Genomic DNA, 15,168 nt, shown 5'->3' with positions numbered 1-15,168 from the left:
CCGGTGACCGGGCCCGATGCGCACCAGCGCCGGCGAGAGGATGTCGCGGCGGCGGTGTGGCGCGTCCTCGACCAGGCCGGCTTCGCGGGACTGTCGATGCGCGCCGTCGCGCGGGAACTCGACGGCACCACCGGCATCGTCACGCACTACTTCCCGACGAAGCGGGAGCTGACGAGCTTCGCCCTGGAGCTGCTGGCGGACAGATCGGGGGCCCGCGAACGCCCCGCGGCCCCGCCCGGGCTCGCCGCGCTGCGGGCCGCCCTGCGCGGCATGCTCCCCCTCGACGAGGCCTCGCGCACGGCGAACCGCATCTGGGTCTCGTCGTGGGATGCCGCCCTCGCCGACGAGCGGCATGCCGCCGAGCACGCCGAACGATACCGCGCCAGCCGCAAGAAGATCGCCGCCCTCGTGACGGACTCCCTCGCGGGCGGGGAGCGCGACGACGAGAGCGTCGATCGGATCACGCAGACCCTGCACGCGTTCGTCCTCGGCATGACGGTCCAGGCCGTGCTCGACCCCGACGCCTACCCGCCGGAGCGCCAGACCGCCCTGCTCGACGCTCTGCTCGCCGTCCACGTGCATGCCTGATCGTCCGGAGACGCACCCGCCCGGCGCGTTCGCGCGCTACTGGGCGGCGGCGACCATCAGCTCGTTCGGGGCGACGGTCACCGCCGTGGCGATGCCGGTGCTCGTCGTGCAGCTGCTCGCGGCGACGCCGCTCGAGGTGGGGCTGGTGAACGCGGCGCAGTTCGTGCCGTACGCGCTGCTCGGACTGATCGCCGGGGTGTACACCGACCGCTGGCGACGCAAGCCGATCCTGGTGTGGGCGAGCGTGGGACGGGCACTGTCTCTCGGCTCGATCCCCGTGCTCTGGTTCACCGGCATCCTGCAGACGTGGATGCTCATCGTCGCGCTGCTGCTGTTCGGCGCGTTCTCCGTCTTCGGCTTCGCCGCCACCCAGTCCCTCCTGCCGCGGCTCGTCCCGCGCTCCCGTCTGCTCATGGCCAACGCACGCCTCGACCAGAGCGATGCCGCGGCGCAGACGCTCGGGCCCACGGTGGGGGGTGCGCTCGTCGGCCTCCTCTCCGCCCCCGTCGCCATCGTCGTCAACGCCGTCAGCTATCTCGTCGACGCCGTGCTCGTCGCCGGCATCCGCGTGCAGGAGCGACCGGCCGTCCGCACGCGCCTCGATCTCCGGGCCGACATCGTGGAGGGACTCCGCTGGACCTATCGGCAGCGCATCCTCGGACCGCTGACCGTCTCCACGCACGTGTGGTTCCTCGCCAACGGTGCCGCGATGACGGTCCTGTCCCTGCTCGCCCTCCGGGCACTCGGGTTCACCGCGTACACCTACGGGCTGCTCCTCACGGTGTTCGGATTCGCCAGCCTCGTGGGCGCCTTCTTCGCCCCGCAGATCAGCACCCGCCTCGGCGCGGGCCGCACGATCATCCTCGCGCGCGGCGCGTACCCGATCGCCTGGCTGCTCGTCGTCGCGGCGCCCGGCACCGCGGCGGGTTCCGCGATGCTGTTCGTCGCGCTCGCCCTGCAGGGCCTGGCGATGGGCTCCGAGAACGCCGCCGAGCAGTACCTGTGGCAGACACTGACCCCGGACGGGATCCTCGGTCGGTCGAACGCCACCCGACGAGCCGGCAACAGGACGCTGGCCGCCGCGGGCGCGCTGCTCGCGGGGATCTTCGTCGGCGTGGTGGGGGAGAGGCCCGCGCTCGTGCCCGTCGCGCTGCTCTTCGCGATCGCGGCGCTCGTCGCGTGGGCCTCGCCCCTGCGCCACCGGACCGACCCGCACGACGGCGAGGGCCCGGAACCCGTCAGCGGGTGACGCTGGCGCTCCACGTCACACCGAAGCGGTCGGTGAGCATGCCGAACCCGGGGCTCCACGCCGATGCGGCGAGCGGCTCGACGACCGTGGCCCCGGACGCCAGTGCATCCCAGTAGCCCTTCAGTTCGTCGAGGCTGTCGGCGCCGAGGGAGACGAACATCGCCTGGTCGGTGACCGTCGTGCCGTGCTCGCGACGGGTCGCGCCGCCGCCGGCGATGCCTCCCTCGGTCTCGCCGGGGATGTCGTAGCCCATGATGCGGAAGCCGCTGTCGGCGGCGACGAGACCGAAGAGGACTGCGTCCGCTCCGGGCAGGTCGGCGGGCATGCCCGCGTCGCCGTAGCTGGTGACGACGAGATGGCCGCCGAAGACGGACTGGTAGAACTCGAGCGCCGGGCGCGCGTCGCCGCGGAAGTTGAGGTGGGTGGTGGTCTGGATGGTCATCTGTGCTCCGGAGGATGCGGTCGGAAGGGTGATGTCCGGACTCTTCCGCTCATATAGGTCTGTTCATGGCCTATATCGGATCTAGGGTGAACAGCATGGCGACGACGGAGAGGCTGCTCACCGTGCTCTCGCTGCTGCAGACCCGGCGGGACTGGCCGGGGTCGGTGTTGGCCGCGCGGCTCGGGATCAGTCATCGCACGGTCCGAAGGGACATCGAGCGCCTGCGTGAGATGGGGTACCGCATCCATGCGACGCGGGGTCCCGACGGCGGATACCGGCTGGAGTCCGGCGAGGAGCTGCCACCGCTCCTGTTCGACGACGACCAAGCGCTCGCCGTGGCGATCGCGCTGCGGACGGCCCCGGCCCTGGGTGCGGGCATCGGCGAGGCGGCGATCCGCGCCCTGGGCACGATGCGTCAGGTGATGCCTTCTCGGCTTCGCCACCGCCTCGACGGCCTCCTGGTGACGACGGTGCGGCAGCCCGGCGAGGCGACGCCGGCCACCGTTTCGCTGGAGGTCCTCGTCGCGCTCGCTCAGACGATCCGCGATCGCCAGACGCTGCGCTTCGACTATCCCGGGCGAGGCGGCGCCGACGCGGAGACGGAGACGCTCACTCCTCGGCGGGCCGAACCCCACCACCTCCTCACGTCAGAGGGCCGCTGGTACCTCGTCGCGTGGGACCTCGACCGTGAGGACTGGCGGCTCTACCGTGCCGATCGCATCCGCCCGCGCATCCCCCACGGAGCGCGCTTCGCGCCGCGGACCGTCCCGGGCGGCGACGTCGGCGAGTTCGTCGCTGCGCGCTTCCGGGGCTCGGACGTGAACGAATGGCCCTGCCGCGGCAGCGTCGTCCTCCACCTTCCGGCCCCCGAGGTGCGGCCGTTCGCCGGCGAAGGACGGGTCACCGCGATCGACGAGCACACCTGCACGCTGGAGGCGGGGTCGTGGTCGTGGGGATCCCTCGCCGCGTGGTTCGGACGGTTCGAGGCGGCGATGGACGTGGTCGGACCGCCCGAGCTCCGCGCCGCCTTCGCGACCCTCGCCGGACGGTACGCGGCTGCGGTCACCGTGCCGGCGGCTGGGGCTCGATCGCGTCGGTGATGCGCGTGACGATGAGCCACGCGAGGGGAGCGGCGGCCAGGAGCGCCGCCTCGCTCACGATGGAGACGACGGAGGCGGCGGCGATCTCCTGGAGAGTCGAGGACGGCATGACCATCGCGCCGACGGTGCCGATGACACTGGATGCGAGCCACAGCGTCCACCACACGCCGAGGATCGGCGGGCGCAGTGCGGCACGCGACGCTCCGGCGAGATCAGAGACGTTCTGGAGCGGGAACCACCACGCGACGATCGGGATGAACCACGACCCTGCGTGCCAGCCGGGGGAGCGGCGCACCGACCCGGCGGGAAGCGACGCGGCCGCGCGATACTGCCACACGGCCCAGCAGATGCCGGCCGGAACGACCACGAGCAGCGACAGGATCGCGACGCCCAGGAACATGCCGTCGTACGCCTCGAGCGCCCCGAGCTCGGCGGAGCCCGAGAGGAATGCGTCGATCGCGACGATGCCGTAGAGCTCGACGGCGATCGTGAGAACCGCGGTCGCGGCGGCGGCGACGATCAGCCAGCGGACCGCGGCCGCGAGCCCGCGGATCGGTCGCGCCGGGGGCGGCGCCTGGGCGGTGTGGAACGCGGGCTCGGGGGGAGTCACGGAGTCGCTCACGGGGTCCTCTGTCGTCGGGGGAGAGAGCTTGCCCGAACACTAACAGGCGCGCGCATCGCCGCTCGCGCGCTTGCCAGATCGATCGATAAACGATAGATTTCTCTCGTCCATCGATGAGAGGTGTCGTCATGACTCAGCCCACGATCGCGGTCCTCCGCGGGATCATCGCGCTGGCGCTCGCCGGTTCGGTGATCGTCGAGGCGATGATCCTTCCGGCCGTCTGGCGAGACACCGAGGGCACCGAGCTGTGGCGTCGGGTGGTCCTGGTGACCCTGCTCGCCCTGTTCGTCGGGGCGATGCAGGTCATCGCAGTCTGCGTCTGGCAGCTGCTCACGAAGGTGCGGCAGGGGTCGGTGTTCTCGCGGTCCTCGTTCGGCTACGTGGATGCCGTCATCGTGTCCCTCGCGGCCGCAGCGGTCGTCGTGTTCGGGCTGGCGGCGCTGATGGCGGCGGGGGAGGCGGCCCCGGGGGTGGTCGGCCTCGTCTGCGGCGCGGCGCTCGTGTTCGGCGGGGTCGCGCTGGTCGTCGTCGTGATGAGGGCGCTGCTGCGCCAGGCGATCGACCGGGAGAGCGAGGCGCGCACGCTGCGTGCGGAGCTGGACGAGGTGGTCTGATGCCCATCGTCATCGACATCGACGTCATGCTCGCGCGACGCAAGATGGCGGTGGGGACCCTGGCGGAGCGGGTCGGGATCACTCCCGCGAACCTGGCGGTGCTGAAGAACGGGCGCGCGAAGGCGGTCCGCTTCACGACGCTCGACGCGCTGTGCGAGGCACTCGACTGTCAGCCCGGCGACCTCCTGCGATGGGAACCCGGCGACGACGAGTGAGCTGACGTTCCGACGGAGGGATCGCCTCGGATGAAGCATCAGAACGGCGGTGCGTCGTCGGATTCCGGCGCGACCCGGTCGTGCGGCACGAACGCGACGACGGTCGGAGCGTCGTTGAGATAGGTGCGTCCGGTGGGCGAGCGGAACTCGAGGCGACCGCCGCCCAGTTGCCGGACGCGCCACGGGGAGGCGTGCTTCAGCCGGTGATGCCGGCGGCAGAAGAGCGCGAGGTTGGATGCCGCGGTGTCGCCGCCCTCGGCATAGGCGACGGTGTGGTCGGCGTCGCAGCGGCGGGCGGCACGACGGCATCCCGGCCACCGGCAGTGCTCGTCACGCGCGTCGATCAGCCGGCGGAGCGCGGCGGACGGCCGATAGCGGTCGCAGGCGAGCACCTCACCGGTGAGGGGATGCTGGACGACACGCTCCCACCCCGGAGCGGCGGCCGCGAGTCGCCGGGCGGTTCCGGCGTCGATCGGACCGTGCCCGTCGAGGATCGCCGGATCGTCGTCGACGCCCGCGAGGGTGAGGAGGGGCACCGTGACCCTGACGGCAGCGCCTCCCGCGCGGAGGTCGGGATGCGCGGCCGGTGCGCCGCCGATCAGCAGGTCGCACAGCACATCGGCGCGGCGCTCGTCGAGGCACCGGTCGTCGCGCTCCCCGTCGCCGTCGACATCGTCGTCGTCGTCGACCGCCGCTGCGAGGTCGCTGACGCGCTCGAACGCGGCCCGCGCGAGGGCGGCGGGCAGATCGGCGACCAGCCGGGTGAGGCCGTCTTCGATGTCGTACAGCCGCACGCGCCGGCGTTCGTGCGCTCGACGCTGGCGGTCGTCGACGAGGTCGCGCTGCAGTCGTGCGGCGATGGTCCGCGCAGCCGCCCGCACCCGTGCGGCCGATTCCGCCACCGCGACCTCGAGCACACGGCGCTCGTACTCGGCCCGCAGTCCGTCGTCTTCCACGGCCGCGCCGGCGTCGAGGATCGCCGCGGCGTGACGCTCGTCGATCGCTCCCGCCCGGAGCGCGCGCAGTGTCGCGGGGTAGCGGTGGACGAGGGCGGACCCGCTGTCCAGCCAGCCGTGGACGGTCCGGTCGCCCACCCGCAGTGCGGCGCCGAGCTCGGCGACCACCTCACGCAGGGGGATGTCATCGCCGAGCGCGCCGCGGTGCTCCACACCCGCGGCGGCGCGCTGCTCGACGCGGACGGCCACGAGGTCGAGCGCTTCGGCGCACAGGTCCGCGCGCTCGGCGTGCAGCCGCGCGATCTCGCGGCGGATGTGCTCCGCACGCGTCACGACCGCGTCGAGCTCGACCCAGTGCGGATCGACCCCGTGCGGATCGACCCCGTGCGGATCAACCCCGTGCGGTCGGTGCGGCTGGGTGATCGGATCCATGGCTCTCCTGACGTCGAATGCGTCAGGAGGCTTCGTCCTGCTCTACCCACATCGCCCGCATGAATGGCGCGGGCGATGTCTTTCAGGTTAGTCACCCCCTCCGACATCGCCCTTGCGGCCATCTCCTCGGCGGACAGTACAGCGGTCCGTGTACTCTCGGCGTATGACCGCGGCGACCCTCACCCACACCGCCGCACTCACCCGGCTCGGTCACGCGCTGTCCGACGCCACGCGCGCCCGCACCCTGCTCGCCCTGCGCGACGGGCCCGCGTATCCCTCCGACCTGGCCGAGGCCCTCGGCGTCTCACGCCAGGTGATGTCGAACCAGCTGGCGTGCCTGCGCGGCTGCGGTCTGGTCGACGCCACGCCGGAGGGCCGCCGCACCGCGTACCGCCTCGCCGATGAGAACCTCGCGCCCGCGCTGGCGGAGCTCCTCCGCGTCGCCCTCGTCGTCGAGCCGGACTGCTGCGCCGACTCCGGGTGCCGCTGCGCATGAGCACCGCACCCGCCACTGGCAGTCGTGGGCACGTGTTGCAGCGACGCATCCGATGGATCGTCGCCGCCACGATCGCCTACAACGTCGTCGAGGCGGTCGTGGCGCTCACGGCGGGCACCATCGCGTCGTCGGCGGCGCTCATCGGTTTCGGCCTGGACTCCACCATCGAGGTGCTGTCGGCGGCGGCCGTGGCCTGGCAGTTCACGCGGCGCGACCCGGAGCGCTGGGAGAAGCCGACGCTGCGGGTGATTGCGGTGGCCTTCTTCGCGCTCGCCGGCTACGTGACCGCGAGTTCCCTGATCGCCCTCGTCGTCCGCGTCGAGGTCGGGCATTCCCCCGTCGGGATCGCGCTCACCGCGCTGAGCGTGGCCGTCATGCCGTTCCTGTCGTTCGCGGAGCGCCGGGCGGGACGTGAGCTCGGCTCGGCCACGGCGGTCGCGGACTCGATGCAGACGCTGATCTGCACCTATCTGTCGGCGGCGGTGCTCGTCGGACTGGTGCTCAACAGCCTGTTCGGATGGTGGTGGGTGGATGCCCTCGCCGGCCTGTTCATCGCGGGGATGGCCGTGCGGGAAGGCCTCGAGGCGTGGCGCGGCGACGCCTGCGCCACGTCGGTCGGCATGCTGCTCGACGGCGACGGCGACGGCGACGGCGAAGGTGAGGGCAACTGATCTCCGTGTCTGGGATAAATAAGTATGTCTAATATTCTGTAGACAGCATTGAATATACTCAGTAGAGTGTCGATATCCGACGGTGCGGTCGCACCCCGGATCACGACTATCAACGGAGATATTCATGAGCACTGTCCGCCGTCCCAGCCGCCGTGCGGCTGCGGGGATCGTCCTGGCCGCCGGGCTCGCGCTGACGGGACTCGCCGCACCGGCGTCCGCGTCGACCGCGGCCGATGCGGACGTCGCCTTCGACGCGTTCATCGACGCGTTCTGGGACCCGAGCGAGAAGTACTTCTTCACCAACAGCGACCACGTCATCGACCCCGCGCACGCCTACGGACCCGAGGACGGACTGTACACCGACTTCTGGTGGGAGGCGCAGCTGTGGGAGACGGTGATGGATGCGTACGAGCGCACCGGCGACCCCGGGCAGCGCGACCTCATCGACGACGTGTACGACGGGTTCGTCGCGTTCTACCCGACGTTCGCCAACAACTACAACGACGACATCGGATGGTGGGCGAAGGCCTCCATCCGCGCGTACGAGCTCACGGGCGACCCGCGTTACCTCGACCGGTCCGAGGATCTCTTCGACGGCATCTGGGCGGAGTGGGACACGACCTACGGCGGCGGCATCTGGTGGCGGAAGGATCCCCACGACCAGAAGAACGTCGCGACGAACGCTCCCGCGGCCATCACGGCGACGCAGCTGTACCAGGCGACCTCCGACCCCGCTTATCTCACGAAGGCGCAGCAGCTGTTCGACTGGGTCGACGACCGGCTCCAGGTCGACGGCCACGTGTACGACCACCTCGAGGGACCCGGTTCGGGAACGCTCGTGAAGTGGGACTTCACGTACAACTCGGGCAACTACATCGGAGCGGCCGTGGCGCTCTACGAGGCGACGGACGACGCGACCTACCTCGACAAGGCGATCGCGGCGGCCGACTGGACCACGACCTTCCTCACCAACGGCGGCACCTTCAACGACGAGGGCATCGACGACGGCGCCGGGTTCAAGACCATCCTGATCCGCCACCTCGCCAGGCTGGCCACCGTCCACGGGCAGACGCAGTACCTGCCCCTCCTGCAGGCCAACGTGACGCAGGCGTGGGACCACCGGCGCACCTCCGACGACCTCGTCGGATCGAACTGGTCGATGCCCACTCCGGCCGGCCGGCTGCAGAGCCTCACGGCCGCCGCCGTCGTCAGCGCCCTGCAGGTCGTCCCCGCGAGCGGATACTCGGGACCGCAGCCGGGGACCGGCATCCACGACGCCGAGAACGCCGTGACGACGAACCTGAACGCCGAGAGCACCAGCACCGGGTTCCTGGGACGCGGCTACCTCGCCGGCTGGAGCAGCGACGGCCAGGCCGTCACCTTCCACGTCAACACCGCCGCCGCCGGCGCCCACGAGCTGCGCCTGCGCTACGCGGCCGCGGCCGGTGACGCGACCCGCCGCATCCTGGTGAACGGGGTGGCGGTCGGGGCGAACCATCTGTTCCCCGGCACCGGCTCGTGGTCGACCTGGGCCGAGACCGACCTCGACAACGTGGACCTCGATGCCGGGCACAACACCATCCGGATCGAGTACGCGAGCGGGTCGGGCAGCAGCCAGTTCCTGAACCTCGACCGACTGGTCGTGTCGCAGCAGCGCGAGGCGGAGGACGGCACCCGCCACGGCGGCATCGGCCTGGAGTCCTCGACCGCCGGGTACACCGGGTCCGGCTACCTCGCCGGATGGAACGGCAGCGGCCAGTGGGTCGACCTGTCGGCGACCGTCGTGAAGGCAGGGCGCTACGACCTCACCTTCCGCTACGCCGCCGGCGCCGGGAACGCCTCCCGCTACCTCTTCGTGAACGGCGCCTCCGTGGTGTCGAACCTCGCCTTCCCGTCGACGGGATCGTGGGGGCAGTGGCGGACGGTGACCGTCGAGGACGTCGCGCTGACAGCCGGCGCCAACACGATCTCGCTGATCTTCGAGACGTCGAACGGCAGCAGCAACTGGCTGAACCTCGATCACCTCACCCTGCGGTACGTGCAGCACTGATCGCTCCCTCCCCTCGACCGCACCCGACCCTCAGGAGACCCGTGGACCTCTTCTCCCCCTCCCACGCCGACCGGCTCACCGCCCGCATCGCGGAGCAGCTGGGCGACGAGGTGGCGGCGATCTTCCGCCGCTGCTACCTCGACACGCTCGAGAAGACGATCGAGCTCCTGCCGGACGGCTCGGCGTTCGTGGTCACCGGCGACATCCCCGCGATGTGGCTGCGCGACTCGGCGACCCAGCTGACGCCCTACCTGCACTTCCTCGCCGACGATCCCGCGCTGGCCGATACCGCGGTCGCCGTGTCCCGGCGCCAGCTGGCCTTTGTCCGCCTCGACCCGTACGCCAACGCGTTCAACGCCTCGGCCAGCGGCGCCGGGCACCACGGCGACCTGACCGAGATGTCGCCGTGGGTGTGGGAGCGGAAGTACGAGGTCGACTCGCTCGCGTACCCGATCCAGCTCGCCCACGACCTGTGGACCCTCACCGGTCGGACCGACCACCTGGCGGACTTCCCCGAGGCGGCCCGCCTGATCGTGCAGCTGTGGCGCACCGAGCAGCACCACGAGGAGCAGTCGCCCTATCGATTCCAGCGGTTCGACGGCGCGCCCACCGACACGCTGTCCCGGGACGGCCGGGGAGCGCCGGTCGCGGTGACCGGGCTCACCTGGTCGGCCTTCCGGCCGAGCGACGACGTCTGCTCGTTCCCCTACAACATCCCGGCGAACATGTTCGCCCACGTCGAGCTGGGGCACATCGCCGAGATCGCCCGGGAGGTGTTCGACGACGACGAGCTCGCCGCGTCGGCCCTCGCCCTGCGCGACGACCTCGGGGCGGCGCTCGCCGAGCACGCCACCGCCGCCGCCCCGAGCGGCGACGAGGTGTGGGCCTACGAGGTCGACGGACGGGGCGGCGCGCTGCTCGCCGACGACGGGAACACCCCGAGCCTCCTCTCGCTGCCGCTCCACGGCTGGTGCGCGATCGACGATCCGCTGTACCTCCGCACCCGGGCGTTCATCCTGAGCGCCGACAACCCGTACTACTGCATCGGATCGGCCGCCTCGGGTGTCGGCAGCCCCCACACCCCGCCCGACACGGTGTGGCCGATCGCCCTGGCGGTGCAGGGTCTCACGGCGCGGGACGACGCCGAGCGCCGGGCCGTGCTCGACACGCTGCTGCGCACCCACGCCGGCACCGGCGTGATGCACGAGTCGTTCCACAAGGACGACCCGACGATCTTCACGCGCCCCTGGTTCTCGTGGGCGAACGCGATGTTCTGCGAGCTGGTGCTCGACATCGCCGGGCTGCGGACGCATCGCCGCACGCCGGTCGAGGCGGTGGCGGGATGACCACTCTCACGCGTCTGAACGAGACGGTGCGCGACCCCGAGACCGCGCAGGCGCAGCAGCCGCCGCGCTGGTGGCGAGGCCGCCGCGGCGAGAACGGCGCCGTGCGCGCCACCCGCCGGCAGCAGGCGATCAGCGGCTGGGTGTTCCTCGCCGTGCCGGTCCTGCTGTTCGTCGCCTTCCTGCTGATCCCGCTGGTCGTGGCGATCGTCGTCAGCTTCACGGACTACGCGGTGGTCGGCGACTTCGAGTGGATCGGCGTGGACAACTACGCCCGTGTCTTCCAGGACCCGATCTTCTGGATCGCGCTGCGCAACACCGCCTACTACACGGCGCTGTTCGTGCCGCTCGGAGTGATCGTCGCACTCGGCACCGCCCTGCTGCTGAACCGCCGCAGCCGCGCGGTCCGCATCTTCCGCACCCTCTTCTACATCCCCGTCATCTCGTCGACCGTGGCGACGGCATCGATCTGGTTCTGGCTGCTGAACCCGCAGTACGGCCTGTTCAACGTCGTGCTCGGCTGGTTCGGGATCGACGGTCCCGCATGGCTCTACGACTCGCAGTGGGCGATGCCGGCGATCGTCATGATGAGCGTGTGGGCGGGCTTCGGCGCCAACATGCTGATCTTCCTCGCCGCCCTCCAGGGCGTCCCGTCGGAGCTCATCGAAGCGGCACGCCTGGACGGCGCCAGCAGCTGGCGGGTCTTCTGGCACGTCACCCTGCCCGCCATCTCGCGGACGATGTTCCTCGTCGTCACGCTGCTGCTGATCGCCGCGTTCCAGGTGTTCGACCAGGCCTACGTGCTCACCAAGGGCGGTCCGGGCAACTCGACGCTGACGCTCGTCTACTACATCTACGACCGCGGCTTCGGACGCCTCGAGATGGGCTACGCCTCGGCGCTGTCGTTCATCCTCTTCCTCATCATCCTCGTGTTCTCGCTGGCCAACGCCCGCATCACCAACCGGAAGGACCTCTCATGAGCGCCACCTTCACGCCGAAGCAGCGTGCCACGCGGCGACGGTTCTTCCGCTCGGCGCTCTGGTACGTCGCGGTCGTCCTCGTCAGCATCTCGACGGTCCTGCCGCTGGTGTGGACGCTGTCGACGTCGCTGAAGCCGGAGAGCGAGGTGCTCTCCGGGGCGCTCGAGATCATCCCCCGCAGCCCCACCTTCGACAACTACGTCGCCCTCTTCGCGGACGGCACCTTCGGGCGCTACCTCGTGAACTCGTTCGTCCTCGCCGTCGGCGGCACCCTGACCAACGTGTTCTTCGGCAGCCTCGCCGGCTACGCGCTCGCCAAGCTCCGCTTCCCGGGTCGCAGCAGCGTGTTCGCCACGTTCCTGGCCTCGATGATGGTCCCCGCGATCGTGACGATGATCCCGACGTTCCTGGTGCTGCGCTACTTCCCGCTCGCCGGCGGCAACGACCTGCTCGGCCAGGGCGGGGTCGGCATGATCAACAGCTACGCGGCCGTGCTCGTGCCCTTCGCCGCGGGGGCGTTCGCCGTCTTCTTCATGAAGCAGTTCTTCGAGTCGCTCCCCGACGAGATCGGCGACGCGGCGCGCATCGACGGCGCGGGGGAGTTCCGCATCTTCCTCAGCGTCTACTTCCCGCTGTCGACGGCGGGCGCCGCCGTGCTCGCCGTCCTCACCTTCCAGGCCGGATGGAACAGCTTCCTCTGGCCGCTGATCGCCCTGAACAACCCCGAGATGTACACCGTCCAGATCGGACTGTCGGCCTTCATCAACGAGTACGAGACCGACTACGGCCCGCTGATGGCCGGCACGATCGTCGCCAGCCTGCCGGTGCTGCTGGTCTTCGTCCTCGCACAGAAGTACATCGTGCAGAACTTCACCGGCTCGGCCGTCAAATGACGGCCTCCACCACGTCCGGACGCACCCGGTCCGCACGGCCCGCACCAACATTCAAGGGAGAAATGCAATGAAGACATCACCCCGGCGGTTCCTCGCCCTCGGTGTCGTCACCGTCGCCGCGATCGCGCTCGCCGCCTGCAGCGGGACGACCACCGACTCCGGCGACTCCGGCGACGGCCCCGAGAAGGTGACGTTCTGGGGTTCCTGGTCCGGCGACCAGGTCGCTCAGCTCGAAGCCCAGGCCGACGCCTACAACGCCGCCCAGGACGCCTACGAGGTGACCTACGTGCCGCAGGAACTCGTCGAGGAGAAGCTGCTCACCGGTCTGGCCTCGGGCGACGTGCCCGACGTGGTGCTCTGGGACCGCTACAACACCCCGATCTACGTCGACAAGAACGCCCTGGCGCCCATCGACGAGTACATCGAGGCGGACGGCGTGGACATGAGCCAGTTCTACGACCAGGCGCTGAGCGAGCTCGTCATCGACGACGTCACCTACGGCATCCCGCTGCTGGTCGACAACCGGTCGCTGTTCTACAACGTCGAGGCCCTCGAGGAGGCCGGTGTCGAGCCGCCCACGACCTGGGACGAGCTGGCCGCGGTCGCCGAGGCGACCACCGTCTCGGAGGGCGGCTCGCTCGCGCGCGCCGGCTTCCAGCTCAACGATCCGGGCCTGTTCAACATGTGGCTGACGCAGGCCGGCGGCCAGATGTACAGCGACGACGAGCAGACCACCGCCTTCAACAGCCCGGAGGGGCTGGAGGTGCTGCAGTTCTGGCAGAGCCTGCTCGACGCGGGCGTGTACGAGCTCGGCTTCGGCGAGGGCGTCGACGCGTTCGCCGAGGGCAACGTCGCCCTCAAGCTCGACGGTCCGTGGGCCCTGGGCGGCCTCGACGCGGCCGGCGTGGAGTACGGCATCGTTCCGCCGCCGTCGGGCCCCGACGGCGGGCAGGGTGCAGGCATGGGCGGGTTCGGCCTGGTCATCCCGCAGGGCGCGAAGAACGCCGAAGGCGCCTGGGACTTCATCACCTGGTGGACGACGCAGCCCGAGAACGGCGTGTCGTTCGGCGAGATCTCCGGCTGGATCCCCGCGAACATCGAAGCGGCCAACGACCCGTACTTCACCGACAACCCGAAGTACTCCGCCTTCATCGAGACGCTCGAGTTCGCGAAGGTCCGCTCCCGCATCCCCGGCGCCTCCGACGTGGAGGGCAAGGCCCTGATCCCGCAGCTGGAGCGCTTCCTGGCCGGCGAGATCAGCGCCGAAGACGCCCTGGCGGAGGCTCAGAGCCTCGGCGACCAGATCCTCGCCGACAACCGCTGACCGACACGCGGCGGACGGGGGGCGCACCCCCGTCCGCCGCACCGATCCCCTCACCCCGATCCCCTCACCCCGATCCGCTCTGGAGCCTTCATGACCACCGCATCGCGCACCGCCCCGCAGACCGAATGGGACGACCGCGCGTCGCTCGCGCAGGACAGCCTCGACCACTTCTTCGGCGTCGACGGACCGCAGCTGCTCAACAACAGCCACCCCGCGGGCGACAACGCCACCTTCAACTACTGGTGGCTCGCGCACCTGATCGACGTGCGCGTCGACGCGTTCGAGCGAACCGGCGACCGGCAGTGGCTGGACAAGGCCGAGGCGGCTTACCGCAACATCCTCGAACGCAACGGCGGGTCGCTGTTCAACGACTACTTCGACGACATGCTCTGGTACGCGCTGGCGATCCTGCGTCTTCACGACGCCACCGGCGACGATGCCTACCTGCGCGACGCGATCGCCATCTGGAACCATGTCGTCGACCACGGCTGGAACGACACCATGGGCCCGAGTGTCGCGTGGCGCAAGCAGCAGCTCTACTACAAGAACACCCCCGCGAACGGTCCGTTCGTCATCCTCTCCGCCCGCCTGAGCGCGCGCGACGACGATGCGCGCTACCTCGACTACGGACTCGCCGCCTACCGGTGGCTCACCGACACGGTCGTCCGGCCCGACGGGTTCGTCGAGGACGGCATCAACCGCGAGGAGGACGGCGAGCTCGACCTCCACTGGCGCTTCACCTACAACCAGGGTCTCTACGTCGGGGCGGGCGTCGCGCTCGCCGGCGCGACCGGGGACGAGCGCTACCTGGACGACGCGTCGCGGACCGCGCTCACGGCGCTCGCCGAGCTGTCGGAGAACGGGATCTTCCGGCAGGAGGGCTCCGGCGGCGACGAGGGCCTGTTCAAGGGCGTCTACTACCGGTACATCGGCACGCTCCTCGATGCCCTCGACCCCGACTCCGACGCCGCCCGGGAGCTGGACGGGTTCGTGCGGACCAGCACCGACGCCCTGTGGCGCAGCGCGGTGCGTGACGGGCGGCTCCTCGCCGGCGACGACTGGTCGGCCCCGGCGGGCGACAAGGTGGACTTCTCCACGCAGCTGAGCGCGATCATGGCGCTCGAACTGCGCGCGCGTCGCGCCGCTCGCTGAGTCCGTCCCGACGGCGCCCCCCGCTCGGTGATACATTAAAT

The 15,168-nt window shown here is 70.6% G+C and carries 16 protein-coding genes; 13 read left to right on the top strand and 3 right to left on the bottom strand.

Annotation, left to right across the window (positions count from 1 at the left end):
* The first annotated feature begins 3 nt into the window (after positions 1 to 3).
* Both QQZ13_RS07535 and QQZ13_RS07530 read left to right on the top strand, forming a co-directional pair.
* A complete protein-coding gene (locus QQZ13_RS07535) occupies positions 4 to 588 on the top strand; it encodes a TetR/AcrR family transcriptional regulator (RefSeq protein WP_284528411.1) in 585 nt (194 codons plus the stop codon).
* Positions 581 to 1,837: an MFS transporter gene (locus QQZ13_RS07530; RefSeq protein ID WP_284528410.1), complete on the top strand. Its 1,257-nt coding sequence runs from the start codon at positions 581 to 583 to the stop codon at positions 1,835 to 1,837. Before QQZ13_RS07535 ends, QQZ13_RS07530 begins: the two co-directional genes overlap by 8 nt.
* Here the strand turns inward: QQZ13_RS07530 and QQZ13_RS07525 are convergent.
* Complete coding sequence (locus QQZ13_RS07525) at positions 1,827 to 2,279, bottom strand: VOC family protein (protein WP_284528409.1); 453 nt, start codon at positions 2,277 to 2,279, stop codon at positions 1,827 to 1,829. The two genes, QQZ13_RS07530 and QQZ13_RS07525, sit on opposite strands and share 11 nt — an antisense overlap.
* Before the next feature lie 95 nt (positions 2,280 to 2,374).
* On the opposite strand from QQZ13_RS07525, the gene QQZ13_RS07520 reads away from it, so the two are divergent.
* Positions 2,375 to 3,379, top strand: a complete 1,005-nt coding sequence (locus tag QQZ13_RS07520; RefSeq protein ID WP_284528408.1) for a YafY family protein — start codon at positions 2,375 to 2,377, stop codon at positions 3,377 to 3,379.
* Here the strand turns inward: QQZ13_RS07520 and QQZ13_RS07515 are convergent.
* A complete protein-coding gene (locus QQZ13_RS07515) occupies positions 3,342 to 4,001 on the bottom strand; it encodes a DUF4328 domain-containing protein (protein ID WP_284528407.1) in 660 nt (219 codons plus the stop codon). The genes QQZ13_RS07520 and QQZ13_RS07515 overlap by 38 nt on opposite strands.
* A 128-nt stretch (positions 4,002 to 4,129) precedes the next feature.
* On the opposite strand from QQZ13_RS07515, the gene QQZ13_RS07510 reads away from it, so the two are divergent.
* Positions 4,130 to 4,615, top strand: coding sequence for a DUF2975 domain-containing protein (locus QQZ13_RS07510; RefSeq protein ID WP_284528406.1), 486 nt, complete (start codon positions 4,130 to 4,132; stop codon positions 4,613 to 4,615).
* A complete protein-coding gene (locus QQZ13_RS07505; RefSeq protein WP_284528405.1) occupies positions 4,615 to 4,830 on the top strand; it encodes a helix-turn-helix transcriptional regulator in 216 nt (71 codons plus the stop codon). The genes QQZ13_RS07510 and QQZ13_RS07505 overlap by 1 nt, the downstream gene beginning before the upstream one ends.
* Positions 4,831 to 4,868: 38 nt before the next feature.
* Here the strand turns inward: QQZ13_RS07505 and QQZ13_RS07500 are convergent, their stop codons facing one another.
* Complete coding sequence (locus QQZ13_RS07500) at positions 4,869 to 6,218, bottom strand: HNH endonuclease signature motif containing protein (protein WP_284528404.1); 1,350 nt, start codon at positions 6,216 to 6,218, stop codon at positions 4,869 to 4,871.
* Between the two features lie 163 nt (positions 6,219 to 6,381).
* On the opposite strand from QQZ13_RS07500, the gene QQZ13_RS07495 reads away from it, so the two are divergent.
* The 8 genes from QQZ13_RS07495 (at position 6,382) to QQZ13_RS07460 (ending at position 15,127) form a co-directional block, all read left to right on the top strand.
* Entirely contained in the window at positions 6,382 to 6,714 is a 333-nt protein-coding gene (locus QQZ13_RS07495; protein ID WP_284528403.1) for a helix-turn-helix transcriptional regulator, read from the top strand.
* A complete protein-coding gene (locus QQZ13_RS07490; protein ID WP_284528402.1) occupies positions 6,711 to 7,385 on the top strand; it encodes a cation transporter in 675 nt (224 codons plus the stop codon). Before QQZ13_RS07495 ends, QQZ13_RS07490 begins: the two co-directional genes overlap by 4 nt.
* Positions 7,386 to 7,509: 124 nt before the next feature.
* The gene (locus QQZ13_RS07485; RefSeq protein WP_284528401.1) at positions 7,510 to 9,435 is read left to right on the top strand and encodes a glycoside hydrolase family 76 protein; all 1,926 of its coding nucleotides are present in this window, start codon (positions 7,510 to 7,512) and stop codon (positions 9,433 to 9,435) included.
* 41 nt (positions 9,436 to 9,476) lie between these two features.
* Positions 9,477 to 10,781: a glycoside hydrolase family 125 protein gene (locus tag QQZ13_RS07480; protein WP_284528400.1), complete on the top strand. Its 1,305-nt coding sequence runs from the start codon at positions 9,477 to 9,479 to the stop codon at positions 10,779 to 10,781.
* Positions 10,778 to 11,758, top strand: coding sequence for a carbohydrate ABC transporter permease (locus QQZ13_RS07475; protein ID WP_284528399.1), 981 nt, complete (start codon positions 10,778 to 10,780; stop codon positions 11,756 to 11,758). Before QQZ13_RS07480 ends, QQZ13_RS07475 begins: the two co-directional genes overlap by 4 nt.
* Positions 11,755 to 12,651: a carbohydrate ABC transporter permease gene (locus QQZ13_RS07470; protein ID WP_284528398.1), complete on the top strand. Its 897-nt coding sequence runs from the start codon at positions 11,755 to 11,757 to the stop codon at positions 12,649 to 12,651. The genes QQZ13_RS07475 and QQZ13_RS07470 overlap by 4 nt, the downstream gene beginning before the upstream one ends.
* A 67-nt stretch (positions 12,652 to 12,718) precedes the next feature.
* On the top strand, positions 12,719 to 13,975 hold the full coding sequence (locus QQZ13_RS07465) for an ABC transporter substrate-binding protein (protein ID WP_284528397.1): 1,257 nt from the start codon (positions 12,719 to 12,721) through the stop codon (positions 13,973 to 13,975).
* Positions 13,976 to 14,065: 90 nt separating this feature from the next.
* Entirely contained in the window at positions 14,066 to 15,127 is a 1,062-nt protein-coding gene (locus tag QQZ13_RS07460) for a glycoside hydrolase family 76 protein (protein WP_284528396.1), read from the top strand.
* Positions 15,128 to 15,168 lie beyond the last annotated feature (41 nt).

Origin of the sequence: Microbacterium sp. T2.11-28, from assembly GCF_950097975.1 — a bacterium.
Lineage (GTDB): Bacteria > Actinomycetota > Actinomycetes > Actinomycetales > Microbacteriaceae > Microbacterium.
The sequence above is the reverse complement of the archived record's forward strand: the minus strand, read 5'-3'. Positions and strand labels throughout refer to the sequence as shown.